Annotated in this window: 6 protein-coding genes; all 6 read right to left on the minus strand. The window is 57.6% G+C overall.

The window, feature by feature from the left end; genetic code table 11:
* Positions 1-276, minus strand: a 276-nt coding sequence (locus tag RTI30_RS13615) for an ATP-binding protein (RefSeq protein ID WP_312284057.1), incomplete at its 3' end; no start/stop codon positions are given.
* A complete protein-coding gene (locus RTI30_RS13620) occupies positions 263-475 on the minus strand; it encodes a hypothetical protein (protein WP_312284058.1) in 213 nt (70 codons plus the stop codon). The genes RTI30_RS13615 and RTI30_RS13620, both read right to left, overlap by 14 nt.
* Positions 468-1,064 carry a hypothetical protein gene (locus tag RTI30_RS13625; RefSeq protein WP_312284059.1) on the minus strand — a complete coding sequence of 199 codons (597 nt, stop codon included), beginning with the start codon at positions 1,062-1,064 and terminating at the stop codon, positions 468-470. Before RTI30_RS13625 ends, RTI30_RS13620 begins: the two co-directional genes overlap by 8 nt.
* A gap of 343 nt (positions 1,065-1,407) precedes the next feature.
* On the minus strand, positions 1,408-1,623 hold the full coding sequence (locus RTI30_RS13630; protein ID WP_312284060.1) for a hypothetical protein: 216 nt from the start codon (positions 1,621-1,623) through the stop codon (positions 1,408-1,410).
* 316 nt (positions 1,624-1,939) lie between these two features.
* A complete protein-coding gene (locus tag RTI30_RS13635) occupies positions 1,940-2,599 on the minus strand; it encodes a Bro-N domain-containing protein (protein WP_409449720.1) in 660 nt (219 codons plus the stop codon).
* A gap of 123 nt (positions 2,600-2,722) precedes the next feature.
* On the minus strand, positions 2,723-3,069 hold a 347-nt coding region (locus RTI30_RS13640), incomplete at its 5' end, for a helix-turn-helix transcriptional regulator (protein ID WP_312284062.1).

The following is a 3,069-nucleotide window of genomic DNA, read 5'->3' on the forward strand; positions in this document are numbered from 1 at the left end:
CTTCAGGGTGACGGTCCGGCCATCGTCCAGGGAGATGACGGCGCGGACCTCGTGGTCCAGGTTGGGGATGGCGTTTCCGGTGGGGTCCAGGGTCTTGACCGCGAAGTCGGCACGGTTGGCCGAGTCGCGGCCGAAGAGGAGCCACAGGTAGGCATCCACAACGGTGGTCTTGCCCGTGGCGTTGGCGCCGTATATGGTCGCGTCGCGGCCACCGAGGGGAAGGTCGAGCGATGCCACGCCCTTGAAGCTTCGGATGCCAAGCTCAAGGAGTCTCATGGGTATCCTCCTCCCCGCTGCCCTTTGCAAGACTCGCCATGGCATTTTGCGAAGCTATCATCGATGCCACGCTCAGTATGCCCACCGACGCCCGCGCCGCGACGCCCAGCCGCCCTGTCGCCTCCTCAAAAACCAGGAAAAACTGCGTGGCGTCCACCTCCGTTTTGGTACCATCTTTTTCGATGACGATCTTATACATCCGCTACACCTCCTTCGTCATTTTTGAGCCTGCCCGTCCGGGGATCGACCTCGCCCAGCACCACCGGCTGCCCCGTGAGCCGGTCCAAGGCCAGCAGAATGGGTGCGTAGGTGATCTCCACATTTTCGCACGACCACTCGTTATAGCCGCACCCGGGGCAGGGAGCCTCCGGGAAATCCCTCCAGATATACTGCGTCTGGCCGCATATCGGACATTTCACCCGCCAGCGATCCACGGTCAGCCGGGTTCCCCGTTCCAGTGCTTCCTTGGCGAAGTCGCGCCGGTAGGGACGCGGCAGTCCCATCGACTCGGCCACCATATCGATCATGATCATTGTTGCGTCGTGCCAGGTCATCGGCTTCTTCGGCTGATCCATGACCTCCAATTCCGGGTCCAGGAGCGGCGCGATCTCCTGATCGCAGCTCTTCGTCATTGGTGCGTCCACGGTGCCCATAGTATCCATAGTTCGTTCCTCCTCTTGGATTAATTGTTTAACTATTTCCGCCATTTGCGCATCTTTCGGTTCCCGCCAGTCGCGCAGGATGTCCTCAATGACCGATGCGAAATACGGTACCCGATCCTCACTCATTCTAATTCTCCTTCGTATTTGACATACAGAACAGGTTGGCCACACGGTCCCTCCACTGAGATTAACGTGGGGAACTCTTCCTGCGGGTCCCACTTCACTTCTAAAATTGTAGTGGGCTTGAAATGATATGCCTCACACTGTGCGGCCATGGCCGGGTCCGTGTATCTGTGGCCGCATTTCTCACAATCCCAAAAAGTCACTGTTTTCATCTGATCCACCCTCCTGATGCAAAGATCTTCCGCCACTGTTCCGCCTTCCGCTGCTCTCGCTTGCGCGCCTCCGCCTGCCACTGGCGGTGCCACAGCCACAGCCTGATCCGCCAAAACATGACCAACCCTCCTTTCTATTCCGCCGTCCGGAGAACCGCGGGCTCCGCATCTATCGTCCGCTCCCGGTAGCGCAGCCAGCAGCCGTTGGGATAGGCGTGCACCGTCTCACTGCACTCCGTGAGGATGTAATCCTCGCCGGGATAGATGGGGCCGCCGCACTCCGCGCAGCGATGGCTAGGCCGCGCATATTCGCCAGCCAACGGCTCACTAAACCGATCAAGGCTTCTCATGGATTTGTCCCTCCTGAAATTGTCATGGCCTGGTCGATGGCGCAGTTGCGCCGCACCCAACCAGTACCACGGCAGGTCGCGCAGGTAAACTCAGTCTCTTCGTCGTCGTCCCACAGCACTCCGGCCCCGTCGCAGCCGGGACATACCACCACCACTACTGCCTCCCTCCCATCAAACACCGTAACTTCTGCAACCCCCTGATGCGCCGCCATTCACGTTCCCGCCGCTCTTTTTTCGACCCGGCGGGACGCTCACCAAAACTTGATGCGCCGGATCATCCCACATCCCTTCCGTTATTGTGAGTTTGCGCAGGTTATTATTTGGACTTTTCGTCATCGGCCAGTTCAAGGAGTTTGGCGCGGCCCATTTCGTTGTACCGGAAGGTTGTGACCTGCTTGTTGGAGTATGGAGATTTGTCCAGAACGTAATGTCCGTATTCCCCGGTCTTGATTCCGTATCGGTTGGCTATCCGGCCGATTTTGTTAGCGGTCAACCCACATTCTCGGCCGATTTCTTCTGCCGTGTAGTCCTTGTCGATTGCGGGCAGTGGGAGTACCGGCTGGCCTGCCGCTATCTCCACGGCCTTAGAGACCAGGAGTTGGACGGCCTCAAGAGACAGAATGTCCCTGTATTCATTTGCCGCCAGGAGCAATAGCCGTGCTTGGCGCCCCTGGGCGTTGCGCAGCTGCGCCTCGGCCCGCATAGCCCGGTCGGAGGGAACGGGGCGGGCCTCGTACCTGCCGGTTTTTCGGATTGCGGGAAGAACTTCACTGGTGACCCATTTGCGGAATTTTCTAGCCTCCGGCTTCCGGCTGGTGAGGACCAATGCGTAGAGGCCAGACTCGTTGACGATTAACATTTCCTGGGTGCCGCCAAGGGTGTCGGTTGAAACGACACCCTTTTCGTCGTCGTCCAGGCGCGTCATGGCGTCCCGGTAGTTGACGATCTCCAGAATGTCGCACACGTCCTTAGCCACAAACCACGGTTCCCCGTCCCGCAGGGCCGTCCTAACAATCGCTCCATGGTACTCGAAAACCTTTTGCAGAGTACCTACCATCTGATTCACCCCTTTCTATGTGCAAAAAACCGGCGCCGGACGCTACTGGATGGCAGCCTCGTCCGGGCCGGTATCTTTCTGGGCAAACTCAATTTCAATACCCAGAGCTTCACACGCCCTGGTCATGGTGGTCTCGTTCCACCGTTTTTTCCCTTGCAACAGTTTGTAGATATACTGGACCGTAAACCCCATCTTTGAGGCTAGCCCAGCAGGCGTAATACCCCTCTCCTGCATTTGGTATTTGACAATTCCCGTAAAATTCATGGCCACACCTCCCCGTGAGCTAATAGTAAACCATCCGTATAATAAGGTCAAACGCCATGGTGGGCCATGGTCGTGGAATGGGTCATGAATACCTTCGATATCGCCCAATAGTACAAATTTTCTTT

It is taken from the genome of Candidatus Igneacidithiobacillus taiwanensis (assembly GCF_031962545.1).
In the GTDB taxonomy this organism is placed as follows: Bacteria; Pseudomonadota; Gammaproteobacteria; order Acidithiobacillales; family Acidithiobacillaceae; genus Igneacidithiobacillus; species Igneacidithiobacillus taiwanensis.

Bases quoted from the DNA above. Each gene is read 5' to 3' on its own strand.
- RTI30_RS13620 (WP_312284058.1), bottom strand. From the start codon at position 475: ATGTATAAGATCGTCATCGAAAAAGATGGTACCAAAACGGAGGTGGAC.
- RTI30_RS13630 (WP_312284060.1), bottom strand. From the start codon at position 1,623: ATGAGAAGCCTTGATCGGTTTAGTGAGCCGTTGGCTGGCGAATATGCG.
- RTI30_RS13625 (WP_312284059.1), bottom strand. From the start codon at position 1,064: ATGAGTGAGGATCGGGTACCGTATTTCGCATCGGTCATTGAGGACATC.